At 57.2% G+C, this 14,005-nt stretch carries 13 protein-coding genes; 8 read left to right on the top strand and 5 right to left on the bottom strand.

Annotation, left to right across the window (positions count from 1 at the left end; all coding sequences use genetic code 11):
* Nucleotides 1–64 precede the first annotated feature (64 nt).
* Together DC3_RS01375 and DC3_RS01370 are read left to right on the top strand one after the other, a co-directional pair.
* On the top strand, nt 65–736 hold the full coding sequence (locus tag DC3_RS01375; RefSeq protein WP_146881789.1) for an ankyrin repeat domain-containing protein: 672 nt from the start codon (nt 65–67) through the stop codon (nt 734–736).
* Nucleotides 723–1,319, top strand: coding sequence for a hypothetical protein (locus DC3_RS01370; protein ID WP_146881788.1), 597 nt, complete (start codon nt 723–725; stop codon nt 1,317–1,319). The genes DC3_RS01375 and DC3_RS01370 overlap by 14 nt, the downstream gene beginning before the upstream one ends.
* Here the strand turns inward: DC3_RS01370 and hrpB are convergent.
* Nucleotides 1,316–3,805 carry an ATP-dependent helicase HrpB gene (hrpB, locus tag DC3_RS01365; protein WP_146881787.1) on the bottom strand — a complete coding sequence of 830 codons (2,490 nt, stop codon included), beginning with the start codon at nt 3,803–3,805 and terminating at the stop codon, nt 1,316–1,318. The two genes, DC3_RS01370 and hrpB, sit on opposite strands and share 4 nt — an antisense overlap.
* A 225-nt stretch (nt 3,806–4,030) precedes the next feature.
* Here hrpB and DC3_RS01360 point away from each other — a divergent pair, with 225 nt between their 5' ends.
* Entirely contained in the window at nt 4,031–5,314 is a 1,284-nt protein-coding gene (locus DC3_RS01360) for a phosphotransferase (RefSeq protein WP_186815757.1), read from the top strand.
* A 40-nt stretch (nt 5,315–5,354) separates the two neighbouring features.
* Nucleotides 5,355–6,725, top strand: coding sequence for a sensor domain-containing diguanylate cyclase (locus DC3_RS01355; RefSeq protein WP_146881785.1), 1,371 nt, complete (start codon nt 5,355–5,357; stop codon nt 6,723–6,725).
* 1 nt (nt 6,726) lies between these two features.
* Here the strand turns inward: DC3_RS01355 and DC3_RS01350 are convergent, their stop codons facing one another.
* Nucleotides 6,727–7,830 (bottom strand): kanamycin nucleotidyltransferase C-terminal domain-containing protein, encoded by a 1,104-nt coding sequence (locus DC3_RS01350; protein ID WP_146881784.1) that lies wholly within the window; start codon nt 7,828–7,830, stop codon nt 6,727–6,729.
* Between the two features lie 248 nt (nt 7,831–8,078).
* On the opposite strand from DC3_RS01350, the gene trxA reads away from it, so the two are divergent.
* Both trxA and DC3_RS01340 read left to right on the top strand, forming a co-directional pair.
* Nucleotides 8,079–8,411 (top strand): thioredoxin, encoded by a 333-nt coding sequence (gene trxA, locus DC3_RS01345; protein ID WP_146881783.1) that lies wholly within the window; start codon nt 8,079–8,081, stop codon nt 8,409–8,411.
* Nucleotides 8,412–8,496: 85 nt separating this feature from the next.
* A complete protein-coding gene (locus DC3_RS01340; protein ID WP_146881782.1) occupies nt 8,497–10,158 on the top strand; it encodes a tetratricopeptide repeat protein in 1,662 nt (553 codons plus the stop codon).
* Nucleotides 10,159–10,218: 60 nt separating this feature from the next.
* Here DC3_RS01340 and DC3_RS01335 read toward each other — a convergent pair whose 3' ends face one another.
* Nucleotides 10,219–11,064: a fumarylacetoacetate hydrolase family protein gene (locus DC3_RS01335; protein WP_146881781.1), complete on the bottom strand. Its 846-nt coding sequence runs from the start codon at nt 11,062–11,064 to the stop codon at nt 10,219–10,221.
* A gap of 40 nt (nt 11,065–11,104) precedes the next feature.
* Nucleotides 11,105–11,758, bottom strand: a complete 654-nt coding sequence (locus DC3_RS01330; RefSeq protein WP_222594670.1) for a TetR/AcrR family transcriptional regulator — start codon at nt 11,756–11,758, stop codon at nt 11,105–11,107.
* Nucleotides 11,759–11,848: 90 nt separating this feature from the next.
* On the opposite strand from DC3_RS01330, the gene DC3_RS01325 reads away from it, so the two are divergent.
* Nucleotides 11,849–12,766: an NADP-dependent oxidoreductase gene (locus tag DC3_RS01325; RefSeq protein ID WP_146881779.1), complete on the top strand. Its 918-nt coding sequence runs from the start codon at nt 11,849–11,851 to the stop codon at nt 12,764–12,766.
* A gap of 143 nt (nt 12,767–12,909) precedes the next feature.
* On the opposite strand, the gene DC3_RS01320 is transcribed toward DC3_RS01325, so the two are convergent.
* Nucleotides 12,910–13,311, bottom strand: a complete 402-nt coding sequence (locus DC3_RS01320; protein ID WP_146881778.1) for a hypothetical protein — start codon at nt 13,309–13,311, stop codon at nt 12,910–12,912.
* 478 nt (nt 13,312–13,789) lie between these two features.
* Here DC3_RS01320 and DC3_RS28875 point away from each other — a divergent pair, with 478 nt between their 5' ends.
* Nucleotides 13,790–13,951: a hypothetical protein gene (locus tag DC3_RS28875; RefSeq protein ID WP_186815756.1), complete on the top strand. Its 162-nt coding sequence runs from the start codon at nt 13,790–13,792 to the stop codon at nt 13,949–13,951.
* Nucleotides 13,952–14,005 lie beyond the last annotated feature (54 nt).

Genomic DNA, 14,005 nt, shown 5'->3' with positions numbered 1-14,005 from the left:
AGGCCTTTCGGTCGATTGTTGAAACACCCTGAAACGCCTACCATACAGCGAAATTGGAGGCTCCATGTCTTACACCACCGATCAGGCTTTCCTTTTTGCATCGAGAGACGCCAACCTTCCCCTGATGCAACACCTGCTGTTCAGAGGAGCAGACGTGCACGTGAAAAATGCCCACGGAAACACCCCTCTGGTGCTTGCAGGCCAGAACAGCAATGCTGCAGGTGCAGCTTTCCTCGTTCAACACGGGGCAAGGGTGAATGAACAAAACGGCATCGGAAACACCCCCCTGCTCTATGCGGCTTACGGAGGACACCAGGCCACCGTGAAGGTCCTGCTGGACGCTGGAGCAGATGTGCACATCCAGAACCACCTGGGCAACACCCCCCTGATTTATGCGGCCTACAGTGGACACGCCCGGATTGTGGACATGCTGCTGGATGCCGGAGCAGACCCGGAGCACGAGGAAGTGTTCGGTCTGACCGCCCTGATGTTTGCGGCCATGCGGGGCCATCTGGAAACCCTGCAGGTGCTTCTCTCCAGAGGGGCAGACATCCACCACCAGGACCAGAAGGGCAACACTGCCCTGATCTGGGCTGCCGTGTGTGACCGCACAGAAATGATCACCCTGCTGCAGGCTGCAGGCGCAGACCTGAACCATGCCAACCAGGATGGAGAAACAGCCCTGTTCTGGCTGGAGCAGCACCAGCATTTGAAGGAACAAAATGAAACCCTCTGAAACACGCATTTACCTGATCGGAGGCCCGAGCGGCACCGGAAAATCCAGCCTCAGTTACCCTCTGGCAAAGCATCTGCAACTCAGCGTCTTTGAGGTGGATGACATTCAGGCGGTGCTGGAAAAGATGCTCACCCCGGAGCAGGCCCCTCTGCTGCATTTCTGGAGGACCCACTGGGAGGAGTTCAGCCAGTGGCCCGAAAGCCAGCGGGTCGAGCATTTTGTGCGGGTTGCACGGGAGTATTTCTCTCCTGCCATTGAGGCCGTGATTGCGCACCATCTGGAAGCAGGAACTTCCATTGTGATCGAAGGGGATTTTCTACTGCCAGAACTTGCTGTAAAAGCAGAATTTGATGGTGTTCCTGCGCTGGGGAGGGTCAGGGCACTCTTTGTCACCGAAGAAGAGGACCAGATCCGCATGAATTACCAGCAACGGGAAGGCAGAGACCAGCACGGGCGCGCCCGTGCAAGCTGGCTTTTTGGCGAGTGGCTCAAAACCGAATGCGAACGCCTCTCCCTGAAGACCCTGCCTGTCCGTCCCTGGGGAAGTGCGCTGGAACGGGCTTCAGCACTTTTTGAGCTTTAAGGGTCCCTTCGTTTGACCCCACGTGTTGCGGTTGCCGTCCAGGGGTCTTCTGGCCAGGGGTGTTTGGGGTAACGGACGCGCAGTTCCTTGCGCACCTCGGGGTAGGTGTTCTGCCAGAAACTCCTGAGGTCCTGGGTCACCTGCACCGGACGCCTGGCCGGAGAGAGCAGGTGAAGCAGCACAGGGGTGCGTCCACCATTCACTTTTGGGGTGTCCAGCAACCCAAACATCTCCTGCAGTTTCACTGCCAGAACGGGGGTGCTGCCGTCCTTGAAGTACTGCAGCTGTACTTTGAAACCGCTGGGCACCTCCAGCCTGGGGGGGGCCAGGTCATCCAGCCTGGAAGCCAGATCCCAGGGCAGGAGCCCGGTCAGGATGCTGGGCAGGTCCAGCTTCTGAAAGTCATCCCGCTTTCGCACATTCTGCAGGAAAGGCCCAAGCCAGGAGTCCAGGGTGTCCAGCAGTGCCTGATCTGAGACATCCGGCCAGCCTTCTGAGGTGCGCCACAGATGGAGGCTTTGCACCCTCGCCTGCCATTGCAGGCTGGTCTCATTCCAGGACAGGAGGTGCAGGCCTTCCGAGCGCAGGGCCTGACAGAGCACCTGGATGCGCTGCTCTTCCGGGATGTGGGAGATGCGGGTGCTTTCCACCACCAGTTCCAGATAACGGGTGTCCTTGCGGGCCACCAGGGTCCCGGAACGGCTGTCCCAGCTTACGGTTTCCACTTCCCGGAAATCTGCCTTGAGCTCGAAGATGTTCAGGATGCTGGCCAGGAAGATGCGCCCTTCGTCGGTGCCGGAGTCCAGGTGGGCCACAGCAAGCCAGGGCTCTCCCTGCAGGGGATCATGTTCTTTCAGGCGCACACCCCGGCCATTGGCCAGACGGTACCTCAGGTGTTCCCCTTCCCTGAGTTTCGCCACCCGCTCTGGGTAGGCCCAGGCCAGCATCAGGCCCAGCTGTTCGTGGGTGGGGCGGGTGTTTTCCTCAGGCACCTTCAGAAGCCTGCGCCACTGCTGGGCCAGACGTTCGGTGCGTTTCAGGGCAGCAACGTCCCCCTCTGTTCCCTGCTTTGCCCTCCAGCGCCTTAAAGCCTCCACCCGCATGTACAGGTCTGATCCAGTGTCTCTGGGCAAGGGGTCCCGTTCTTCCAGCAGGGCTGCCACATCTGCTGCCAGTGCACCCTGTCCTGCAGCCTCTCCTTCCATGAGCAGGTGGGCCAGACGGGGGTGGGTGGGGTACTTCAGCAGGGATTTCCCTCTCGGGGTGATGGTGCCCCCAGAGATGGCCCTCAGGTTCTCCAGCACATCCCTGGCCTGCCTGAGGGCAGCAGTTGGAGGGAGTGTAAGCCAGCTGAGGGCTGCCGGATCTTTCACGCCCCACTGGGCAAGATCGAGCACAAGAGGAGCAAGGTCAGCCTCCATGATTTCGGGTGGACGGCTCGCCTGCAACTGGTTCTGGGTGACCTCCGACCACATCCGGTAACACACCCCTGGACCCAGACGGCCTGCACGGCCTGCACGCTGGATTGCCGCGTCCAGCGTCACCCGCACAGTTTCCAGACGGCTCAGACCTGTTCTGGGATCAAAGCGGGGAATGCGGGTGTACCCACTGTCAATCACCACCCGAATGCCTTCAATGGTCAAACTGGTCTCGGCGATGGTGGTGGCCAGCACCACTTTCCTGCGGCCCTGTGGGTCAGGAAGCAGGGCGGCCTGCTGCTCAGCCTGCGGAAGTTCCCCATAAAGGGCATGCAGGGAAAGTTGCGGATGGCGCTCCTGCAAGATGAACAGGGTTCGCTGGATTTCCCAGCTTCCCGGCAGAAACGCCAGCACATCTCCAGATTCCTCATCCAGGGCTCTGGACACCACCCCTGCCGTCAGGGCAGGCAGGGGTCCATCCAGGTCTCTGGGCAGGTAACGGACAGCAACGGGATAACTGCGACCGGCACTGGTCAAGACGGGGGCGTCGTCCAGCAGCCGGGACAACCCCTCACCGTCCAGCGTTGCAGACATGATCAGGAGTTTCAGGTCCTCACGCAGGACCTGTTGCACCTCTCTGGAAAGGGCGAGCGCCAGATCGGCCTGCAGGCTGCGTTCGTGAAACTCATCGAAAATGATCAGGCCGATTCCAGACAGTTCAGGATCACTCTGGAGAATGCGGGTCAGAATGCCCTCAGTGACCACCTCAATGCGGGTGACGCTGGACACCTGGGTCTCGAAACGCACCCGGTAACCCACCGTCTGACCAACCTTCTCACCCAGCAGGTCTGCCATGCGGGCCGCCACTGCCTTCGCGGCAAGCCTGCGGGGTTGCAGCATCAGGATTTTCTGGCCTTCCAGCCAGGACTCATTCAGCAGTTCCAGCGGAAGCACGGTGCTCTTCCCTGCGCCAGGAGGGGCCTCCACAATCGCCGTGGAGGTCTTCTGCAGGGTCAATTTGAGATCAGGGATCAGGTCAGAGATGGGAAGGGATTCTTGCGGGCTCACTTCCGAACATCTTATAAGCTTTCAGCGGTCAGCCATCAGCAGTCAGCAAAAACCTCAGGTCCGCTGGACTTACAAAGATCTTCTCGGGGCATTGAATGGTTTCACACATCCAGAATCCACAGCAAAAGCGCTGATGGCTGACCGCTGACCGCTCCAGTAAGCCTGAAAGCTGAGGGCCATTTCCCCGATTGCAGCCCCAAAGGCAACCTGAGCATGATGGGCGAAATGTCCGATCAGCCCACCCTCCATTTTTTTGCCCGTGCCCTCATTCTGCATCCCACCAGAGATCTGGTGTTGTTGCAGGACGGGAAAGTCCCTGAAAGGGAGCATTCCAGCAGCCTGTACATGGGCAATCTGGTTTCAAGCATTTTTGCCTCCTGTGGGCCTCTGGTGTACCTGCAAAGGCTCAGCCTGAATCGGCAGCAACTTGCAGAGAACGAGTGGAACGTCCATTATGTGTTCGCTCTGGTGGCCGCGTCCCCTGAAGCCCCAGAAGGCTTTTTCTGGGCAAGCCCTGATGAACTTCCAGAAGACCTGCAGCCCCTTGCAGAGAGAGCCCTGCAGCCCAGTCCACTGGTCCCCTGGCAAGCCAGAGGCTGGATGGAGCAGGCCCTGAACTGGACCGATCAGGTGCTGGGGGCCCTGGGACGGTCCCGCACTGGTCAACCCGAGATGATCAAAGCCTGGCAGATCAGTGTGCTGTACAGGATTCCCACTTCGGAAGGTCCGGTCTATCTGAAGCAGGTTCCGGCCTTTTTTGCACGGGAAGGTCTGCTCACCTCGTGGTTGCATACCCTCAATGCCGGAGCAGCCCCTGAAGTGCTGGCCCTTGACCCTGAGCATCACCGTTTCCTGATGGCAGGGGCAGGCAATGATCCGGTGGGACCAGACAAAGCCATTTCTGCAGTGAAGTTGTTTGCCACAGTGCAGAGGCAAACCGAACACCACCACGAACACCTGCTGGAGGTGGGCTGCCTGGACCGCAGATGCAAGGTCCTGAAAGAGCAGGTGCGGGAACTCTTTGCAGATGATGCTGCTCTGGGCATCCGCAACTTGCTTTCTGCAGAAGAACAGCAAACCCTCAAAACTGCCCTTCCGGGGCTGGAACAGCTTCTGGATGACCTGCACAACAGCCCCATCCCCACCACCCTGATTCACGGGGACCTGCATCTCGGGAATGTCATCTCTGCAGGGGACAGCCTCACGTTTCTGGACTGGAGCGATGGGGCACTCGGGCATCCCTTTCTGGACCTGAACAGCGAATACCTGCTGGAAAGCGAAGATCCTGCAGCCCACCAGTCCCTGATCGACAGTTATCTGGAGCACTGGACCGACCTGCTGCCCCTGGAAGAACTGCGCATCCTGCACAAGAAGGCTGTGAGGGCAGGTGAACTCCACCGGGCAGTCAGCTACCACCGTCACATCATTCCTGGCGTGCCAGACAGGAGCGAATGGGAAGATGCACACATCGAACACCTGCAAAATCTGTTAAAGCTTCTCAACACTTGAAGAAGAGTGGTGTGACAGCCACAAGGTCATACTGGACGGTATGTCTGTCGTCCGTCCAGTTGACCTGATCCTGGCCCACCTGCTGCAAACTGCAGGATTTCTGGGCTGGACAGCCGACCTCAACCTCTGCATCCGGGACGTGGTGGGCTGTGAGGCCCTGAAGTCCTGCACAAACCTGGCCGAGTTCCTGAGGAACAGCAACAACAGCCTGGCCCTCACAGCCCACCAGATGGCCTTGCAGGGGCACAGCACAGACTGTGCGCTGGTGCTGGACCAGCAATGTTACCTCTTCAGAATTCAGCCTGTCTGGGAAAACGACCAGGTGGTCGGGGTGCTGGCCTCTGCCCTGCCGGGCGATCTTCAGGCCCACGCTGTGACCTGCCTCCCTGACCGCGCTGCCATGCAGCGCACCCGTGCCCTTTACACCATCACCCGCACCCTGGCGAGTGCCAGCACCGACCTGGACATCCTGCGGCAGATTGCCCTGGAACCCTGCACAGTGCTGCGGGCCTTCAGGAGCCTTCTCATCACCTTCAGTGAGGACATGAGCGCAGTGAAGCATTACGTGTACGAGGGGGATTTTGATGACTCGGTGGTCCATCCGACCTTGCAGGAACTGAAAGACGGGCTGACCGGCTGGGTGATGCGTGAACGCAAAATGGCCTACTCGGGCAAGGAAACCACAGATGCCCGAGAGAGCAGCACCGTGCAAGAACACAGGGAAGCCAGCGGTTGTGGCTGCATTGTGGTCCTTCCCATCCAGACGGAAGCCCGGATTTTTGGGACGCTGACCATGATTGCACAGCCTGACAAACCGGACCTCAGCGCAGAGGATGTGGACTGGCTGGAATCTCTGGCAAACATTGCAGCCACTGCCCTGGAGCAGCGCAGGTTGCATGAGAAACTGCTGCAGATGGCCCACCATGACCCACTGACCGGGCTCCCCAACCGCACCCTGTTTGAGGACCGTTTGCAGCAAACCCTGCTGCGGGCTTCCCGCAATCAGGAGTCCTTCGCTCTGCTGATGCTGGACCTCGATGGGTTCAAGAAGGTCAATGACACCCTCGGGCATGACGCTGGAGATGAATTGCTGATTGAAATTGCCTGCAGATTGCGCTCTGTGTTGCGCCAGAGCGACACCGTGGCCCGTCTGGGAGGAGACGAATTCATGGTCCTGCTGCCGGAAGTCAACGAAACGGGTGCACTGCAGGTCGCAGAGAAAATCAGGGAGCAGATAGAAATTCCGCTGCAGCTCTGTGGCACTGCAGCGCAGGTGTCTGCCTCCATTGGGATCAGTCTGTATCCTCAGCATGCCTCGACTGCCTCTGGCTTGCAGAAATGTGCAGATCAGGCCATGTATCTGGTGAAACATCAGAACAAGAACGCCACCTGCCTCTTTTCACCCACCTGAATCAGGTCCTCAACTTCAGGGCTTCCTGCAAAGCTCGAATCCCAGGGAAGCGGTGAACCGTCACGCCACTTTGCACCAGATGCTGTTCAAGCTGCTTTTTCAGGTTTTCGATGCCATGATGGAGCCCATAGAAATCCCTCTGAATCAGGTGGGGCATCAGGTCAGGAAACTGCAGTTCCCTGTAGAGACCTCTGCCCAGGTCTGCCTTCCACTCTCCCAGATGCAATGCACCCAGCATCTGGAAGGTTTCTTGCTGGATGTGCGCAAGGTAAAAAAAGAGGGTCTGGTGGTCTCCCATTTCACAGGCGGTCAGCAACTTGTCCAGCACACCACAGGCTTCTTCAAACCATCCAGTGACCCGGGAGGGGTCAGGGCACCCTTTCTGCTTTGCAGGATGTGCCCTGATGAGGAGGTCAAGCGTGTCCTGCACCAGTCCCTCACAGTGTTCCTGAACCTCCTGAGGCTGGGTGGCTTCCATGATCCGCGTGATTTGCACCTCCAGATCCCCGGGTTTCTGGACAAATGCACGCACCTGATCCAGGTTTTTTCCCCATCCTCTGCGAAAATACGTGCGGTTCAGGAGGGCCAGGGTCTGCAAAACCACAGACAGAATTTGAGCGGCAGCATCAACACAGCCAGCCAGATTCTCCTTTTCAGCCTGCTGCCTGAGCTGGTACAGGGGCTCAAAAACCTGTTTGATGTGTTGCCGGGCCAGTGCCTCAAAGGGATGTCCACTGTCTGGCTGTTGACGTTCTGCAATCTGCTCCCGCAATTTCAGAAAACGCTGGTGATCGTGCTCTGAACGCACGTGAATCACCACGCTGTCGGCAATCAGGGTGGTGAAGCCCTCCTCAAAACGGGCCATTTTGTCTGCGCGTTCCCAGGAAATGGGCCAGAAATCGAAAGCAATGTCCTCCACAACAAACTGGAATGACTGCCGGTATCCCTTCTCGGTTGCAGGGATGAAAAAAAAGTCCAGATCCGACCTCAGGGTGGCCGTTCCCTGGGCGTAAGAGCCATAGTATGCCACCAGAGCGATGTCTTCAGCACAGGTCTGGCGGATGTGCTGCACAAGCACATCTGCCACTTCAAACACATTCAGCATGAGGGCCTCCGGTTTCAGCTGAATTTTAGTCCGACCTTGCCCTCTTCCACATGGGGTTTCTGGCGGATGAAGGGGGGTAAGCTGTTTGCCCTGGGCTCCTCCATCTGTCCTGATGGATGTCCCTGGAGGTTGATCTGCTGTCTCTTGCAAGGCAGACGGGTTTCGCATTTAGATACAAGATATATGACTTTGTTTTTTGATCTATACCTCATCTTGAAAATCCAAAGCCTCAGGCGTACACTGCGGGCATGGGAAAAGCAATTGAGCTGACCGATGAAAACTTTGCAAGCCACATCCAGACCGGCTACACCCTGGTGGATTTCTGGGCCCCCTGGTGCCCCCCCTGCCGCTTCATTGGGCCCCTGATTGAGCAACTTGCGGAAAGTTATGACGACCAGATCAGGACCACCAAGCTGAATGTGGACCACAACCAGCAAACGGCCCTCAAATACAGGGTCATGAACCTCCCCACCGTGATCCTCTTCAAAGACGGTGAGCCTGTAGAGGTCATGGTGGGTGCCCGCAACAAGAACCAGTACACTCAAGTCCTGGACAGGCATCTGGGCATCACACCGGTCTGAAAGGCTTTCACACGGGAGGCTCCCGTTCCCAGAGAACCTCCCGCTTTTGGTCTGACCAGGCAGACAATGGCTACAATGACAACAGATGTCGCGTTCGCTCCATCCCGATGCCCTCACCACCACCCTGAACAGCGCACAGATGCTCTGGGAGGCCCTGCAGCCTGAGCTGTCTTCCCAGACCCTGCAAATCCTGCTGGACACAGCCCAGAAGCAAAGTGAGTTTGCCCTGCTCAATGAGGCGGTGTTCCAGAAGCTGCCCAAAAACATGTTGTATGCGCTGCCCATTGCTGAGCAGTACGCTTTTGTGCTGTGCAGGGCCAGAAAACAGAGCGAGTATCTGGGGTTTCTGCAGCGGTTTTCTGAACATGCGCAGCCCTCACCTGCACTGCGGGCCATTGAGGCGTGGGCCCTGCTGTACAACCAGAAACCTGAAAACATCGAAAAAGCCTTGCACCTGACGCAGACCCTTAAAGGTCAGGTGTCAGGATGGTTTGAAGGGATGCGGCTGAGGGTCACTGGAGAGGCCCTCTCCATGCTGGGGCATGAAGGGTGGGAACCTTTTTTCATGCAGGCCAGACAGCACCTGACTGGACCTTCTCTGGGCATCTGCATCATGGAGCAGGGAAGCCACCACAGCAGGGTCAAGAACGTCGAGCAGGCCCGTACCCTGTGGTCTGAAGCCCTGCCCTACCTCAGGCATGACGCGCACTATCATGCATGGTTGCGCTACAACCTGGGAATCACCTCCATGGGCCTGCACACCGAGGAAGCAGAGCGGCATTTTCTGGAGCTGGAACAGCTTCGACACAGACAGGAAGCAAAAGACTTTCTGGCCTCCGCACTGCGCGGACTCGGATCTGCCCGGCGCGTCCTGGGAGAACTCAACCGTGCCCTCAGCTGTTACCGCCAGGCCCTGAAAGCCGCCATTGAAGACGAGGACAGAGAGCAGGCCCTGTGGGGAATCGGACGCACCCTGATTCAGGCCGGGCAGTCCTTTGAAGGGCTGGCTTACCTGAAAGAAGCCCATCTGGTGCAGGAATCCTGCTGGCTGCATGCAGACATGGCCATTGCCCACCTGAGACTGCAGGATTGGAATGGAGCAGAAGGGGCAGCAGCCCGGATCGACCTGAACACAGGTTTGCGCTCTGCCCAGGTGGCCCTGCTGGTCTTTGCAGAACTGCACCGACTGAGAGGAGAACCTGAAAAAGCACAGGTCTGCCTGTCCAGAATCGACTTCAGCCAGTGGCACCTCCGGGAGGACCGCAGGTGTTTTGAGGGGCTGTTTCAGTTCGCAGAGGCCAGAGGTTTTCCTGCTGTTCCTGTCTTCCCCATTCGTGAAGCTTACACCGTGCAGGTTCAGGCAGAGGGCGTGCTGAGGGTACGGGTGAATGGTCGCCCGATCCCCCTCAAGCCTTCCAGCAAACCTGCAGAGCTTCTGGTTCGCCTTCTTGAAAAAGGAGGACAGGACACCCTGGACAGCCTGCAGGATGCCCTCTTCCGTGATGAACCCACCACCCGCCGCAAAGCCGGGCAGGCCCTCTGGAACCATGTCAAACGCCTGCGTTTCCTGCTGGGATGGGAAGAGAGCATCCTGGCCCCCGGGGGCGCTTTCGTGCTGGACCCGAATGCAAACTGGGATTACGACATTGCACAGGCCCGAACGGAAAAACGACCCATCCGGGGGTTTCTGGAAGGGGTGTACTCAGAGTGGGTGCTGGAAACCCAGCAGGACCTGGGGGCCGACTGACCGTCACGCCAGATCCAGAACACATGGCACAGCGGCATGGTCAGTCCGTGTCCGACCCAGTCAGGCATCCTGGGCCACCTTCTGGACCTGCTCTCCGAGGCCTTCCACAGCAAGCCGGAGGGTCTGACCTTCTTTCAGGTAGACAGGCTCTGGTTTCTGTCCCAGCCCCACTCCAGCAGGGGTTCCGGTGCTGATGATGTCTCCGGGCTGGAGGGACATGAACTGGCTCACGTAACTGACCAGTTCGGCCACAGTGAAGATCATGTTGGCAGTGGTGCCCTCCTGGTAGCGGTGACCGTCCACTTCCAGCCACAACTTCAGGTTCTGGGGGTCAGGCACTTCATCGCGGGTCACCAGATAAGGCCCGATGGGACCAAAGGTGTCGCAGCCCTTGCCCTTGTCCCAGGTGCCTCCGCGTTCCATCTGGAATTCTCTTTCTGAGACATCGTTGACGGTGCAGTATCCTGCCACATGGTTCAGGGCCTCTTCGACAGGGATGTATTTGCCTGCCGTGCCAATCACCACGCCCAGTTCAACTTCCCAGTCGGTCTTCCTGCTGTTTCTGGGAATCAGCAGGGTGTCATGGGGCCCCTGAATGGCACTGGTCGCCTTCATGAAGATGATGGGTTCTTTTGGATAAGCTGCGCCCGTTTCATCCGCATGGTCCTTGTAATTCAGCCCGATGCAGATGAACTTGCCCACTCCAGCCACACAGGGACCGATTCTGGGGTTTCCTGGCACTTCGGGAAGGCTGGAAGGGTCCAGGTCACGCAATTTCTGCAGGGCAGAATCGCCCAGTGTCGCGGGGTGTACATCCGAAATCACCGCACTGAGGTCACGAATGACCTGTCCGTCATGAAGGCCGGGTTTTTCCTGTCCTGCTTCGCCAAATCTCAAGAGTTTCATGGTTGGACCATCCTACCTTGCTTTTTTCAGTGAACAAAAATCAGGCTTGTTCTGACCCGGAGAGCAGTTTCATCAGTTGATCGATGCACCATTTCTGGTATTCCTCTGGAGTTGGGGTGTGCCCCAGAATGCCCTCCACAATTCGGGGCAGGGCCACCGGAGCAAAAGCCAGCGCATGGGACAGCAGTTGCACAAACTCAGGGGCCACCTCTGAGGTGATCTCTCCATTCTGCTGCCTCTGGATGGTTCTGCTGATGGCGTGCTCGTAATGGCTTCGCAGGTTCTGCAGGTGGTCTTCTGGACTGTCCGGATCAGTGAACTCATCATCAAGAGACTGCCAGAGCACCAGTCTGGCCCAGTGGGGATGCTGCAGGGTCAGCTCGAAATATTTCTCCAGGGCTGCTCTGTAGCCAGAGGCAGGTGGGACCAGGGTTTCCTCGGTGTCCATCCAGCGGGTTCTGAGGGCTGCGAGAAGGCCACGCTTTCCACCAAAGTAATAAGAGATCAGTTGCGGGTTGACCTTTGCAACAGCAGCAATCCGGGCGGTGCGGGCACCTGCATACCCTTTCGCACCAAATTCCTGGAGGGCGGCCTGCAAGAGCCTTTCGCGGGCATCTTCCTGGGTGCTTCCCGTGGTTTCTGGCTGTTCAGGAAGAGGGGCCACCTCTTCTTTTTTCGCATTTCGCCTTCTCACCCCTTCATTGTAAGGGCAGTCCTGTTTTTCAATCAATTGATTGAATGATACTGGGGTCAACCAACGGGTTTGAGCCCAGAAGGAGCCACCATGACCAGCCATGCCATTGTGTTCCATGTGTACGGAGACCCAGATGTCCTTCAATTGCACACATTTCCTGTTCCAGAACCCTCTGCGAATCAGGTTCTGGTGAGGATCAGGGCGGCAGGGGTGCAACCTTTTGACGTGCAGTTTCGCAAGGGCCTGATGGCCGAACGTTATCCAGCCTCATTTCCCCAGAAGATCGGCAACGAGTTTGCTGGCACAGTCGAAAAAATTGGAGATGAGGTCACCCGATTCAAGTCTGGAGATGCTGTGCTGGGATGGGTGGTTCTTGCCGCCTACGCCGAGCATGTGCTGGTTTCAGAAGCCACCCTCACCCACAAACCCCCCCAGATGCCCTGGGAAGAGGCAGGAGCCCTGACCGCTTCTGGTCAGACCGCCCTCACCGCCCTGGACGCTTTGCAGGTGGGGCCAGAAGATGTGCTCTTGGTCCATGCCGCTGCAGGAGGGGTGGGAAGTTTTGCAGTGCAACTGGCAAAAGCCAGAGGGGCCAGGGTGATTGGCACAGCAAGTCCTGGCAACCACGCATACCTGCAAAGCCTGGGGACAGAACCCGTGAGCCACGGAGAAGGTCTGGCGGAAAGGGTGCTGGAACTCGCCCCACAGGGGGTGACAGCTTCACTTGTTGCTGTCGGCAACGAAGAGGCACTGAGGGTTTCCTTGAAGGTGACAAAGAACCCCGAACGCATCCGAACACTGGCCTTTCATCCGCTGGCAAGACAACTTGGCATTGCCTGGGTGGGATCGGAACGTTCCCTGGAACGTCTGGAGCAACTGGTGCAGTTTTACGAGAAGGGCCAGTTGAAAGTCCACATTCAGGAGGCTTTCCCCCTGAAAGATGCTGCAAAAGCACACCGGGTCATGGAGAAAGGACATGTGAGGGGAAAACTGGTGCTCCTTCCCTGAAACCCGACCATCCTCTGAAGTGTTCAACACCCTGAACCCCTGAGTTCAGGGTGTTTTGCTTCCGGGTCTGCAATTCAACCAGGGAAAGCACCTCCAGGGAGCACACTGGGTGCCAAGAGGACGTCAAATCCTGGAGACAGGCCTCATTTTTCGGGATTCCAGGAAGATGCAGGACCATCAAGACTCAGGCCTGTCTTGTCCGGTGAGGTCCGCACCAGAACACGTCCCACCAGACTGTTGCACCATCCATCTGAGAAGCACCCCAGGGCTTTGGGACTGAATTCCGGATTCAACACAATCAGCTGCCAATTGTTCATACTGCGCTTCTGTAGAATAATCAAAGTCTTGGAAATCAAAGGATTTTTAAAATGGTAACTATGATTCGACCCAATGTGTTGCTGCCTGTAGGGAAAGCTGGCCTCAGGCAGGTAGATGATGGTGCGCAAAATGCTGGCAGGCGGGATCAAAAACACCACAAGAGCGAGCCCCAGGATCACCCACAGAATTTTATTTTTTCGTTTTGATACAAACTTTTTCGCTTTCATGCTCCAAGGCCTCCTCCACTGGAATAGAAATCAGATGATGAACAGTTTACAGGGAACCCTCTGCATTCTGCACCTCATCCGTCAATGCCAGGGCTCCTGACACATTCCAGCAGATGCCATGAACATCAGATGCCATGTGTTCAGCCATCCGCTGTCCACCCCGTTGTGATGATCCGTCAGGGCAGGTCACTCTGCAAATCTGCAGTTCTGTTCCGTAAAAAATCTTCAGGATTGGCAAACTTCTCTGGGAAGATCCATCAGGATTGCCTCCCAGATGGCAGGAAAACTCCCACTGTATTCTCCTGCTGCGTCAACAAGCGTCGCGAAAGCTTTGTAATAAAAATGCACAGTGAACGAATTCAATACTTTCATTTATAGTTCTGAAATAACATATAACTCAGTCAAGACATTTAAGAGTTGACGATTTCATTATTTCCAAACGACGTGATTTGTCGCACTCAAATTCAAACATGTGGGCATGCAAAAGAACATGCATACCCCCAAAACCGCAATGCACTTCAAAGCCCTCTCTCTTCGCAAAGTCAGCCTGATTTGTCTGCTTTCCCTGCTGACTGTTGCCACGGTGGCTCCGGTGGCCCATGCCGAAGGAGACCCACCCAAGATCACTTCCGGAGGCTGAGGTTCAGGCAGACGCGACACTTCTACAGGAAAACCCCCAATGGCCCCTGGGGGT

Origin of the sequence: Deinococcus cellulosilyticus NBRC 106333 = KACC 11606 (assembly GCF_007990775.1) — a bacterium.
Classification (GTDB): domain Bacteria; phylum Deinococcota; class Deinococci; order Deinococcales; family Deinococcaceae; genus Deinococcus_C; species Deinococcus_C cellulosilyticus.
The sequence above is the reverse complement of the archived record's forward strand: the minus strand, read 5'-3'. Positions and strand labels throughout refer to the sequence as shown.